This is a genomic window from Mesorhizobium sp. M7A.F.Ca.CA.001.10.2.1, from assembly GCF_003998575.1.
Taxonomy (GTDB): Bacteria; Pseudomonadota; Alphaproteobacteria; order Rhizobiales; family Rhizobiaceae; genus Mesorhizobium.
This window is the reverse complement of record NZ_RZQY01001106.1, coordinates 1-1,051: the sequence shown is the minus strand read 5'-3', so window position 1 is coordinate 1,051 and position 1,051 is coordinate 1. Positions and strand designations below refer to the sequence as shown.

At 61.7% G+C, this 1,051-nt stretch carries 1 protein-coding gene; it reads left to right on the top strand.

The features are described from left to right. Nucleotides 1-161: 161 nt before the first annotated feature. Nucleotides 162-1,051, top strand: an 890-nt coding sequence (locus EN964_RS35465; RefSeq protein WP_127277513.1) for a trypsin-like peptidase domain-containing protein, incomplete at its 3' end; no start/stop codon positions are given.

Here is a 1,051-nt window from a genome sequence, read left to right as displayed (position 1 = left end):
GAAAGACAGGAGTTGTTTTTTCATCAGGGCCACGAGGTTTTCGGTTTCAAGGTCAGCTGTAGCTGTTTTGCTGCCCAAATAGTCGGATTTCAGCGGCTTAGCCTTTCATTTTGCACAATCGTCGGGACAATGCCCCCGAACTTGCCTTGGAGGATTCGCGAATGCGCGCCAGAAGACTGCCCCTTGTTCTGCTTTTCGCCATCATGGCGTTTGCGGCCGCACCGGTGGTCAGGCAGGCATTGGCCGAGGAGACGAAGACCGATCCCGGCCTGTCCGATGTGCTGACCGACCTGCTGCATGGCGTGGAAGGCGAAAACGCCACGGCTGGTCCCGACAAGCGCGTACCCTTCGGCCGCGAGGAGGTGCAATTGTCGTTTGCGCCGCTGGTCAAGCAGACAGCCCCGGCCGTGGTCAACGTCTATGCCTCGCAGACGGCCAAGGTCACGTCGCCTTTCGACGGCGATCCGTTCTTCGAGGAATTCTTCGGTCGCTCGCAGCCGCGTGCACAGTCTTCGCTCGGCTCCGGCGTGCTGGTCGATCCGACCGGCGTCGTGGTCACCAATTACCACGTCATCAAGGATGCCGACCGGGTCAAGGTGGCGACCGCTGATGGGCGTGAGTTCGACAGCAAGGTGCTGCTCAAGGACGAGACACTCGACCTCGCCGTGCTCAAGATCACCTCGGACAAGCCGTTTCCGGTTATCGCCATCGGCGATTCCGACGCGCTTGAGGTCGGCGACCTGTTGCTGGCCATCGGCAACCCCTTCGGCGTCGGCCAGACCACCACCAGCGGCATCGTCTCGGCACTGGCCCGCAGCCATATCGGCGTCTCCGATTCCAGCTTCTTCATCCAGACCGACGCCGCCATCAATCCTGGCAATTCCGGCGGCGCGCTGATCAACATGGGCGGCCAGCTGGTCGGCATCAACACCGCCATCTACAGCCGCAGCGGCGGTTCGATCGGCATCGGCTTCGCCATTCCCTCGAATATGGTCCGCGCTTTTGCCGACGCGGCCAAGGCCGGGCTCGACTTCTTCGAACGGCCCTATAT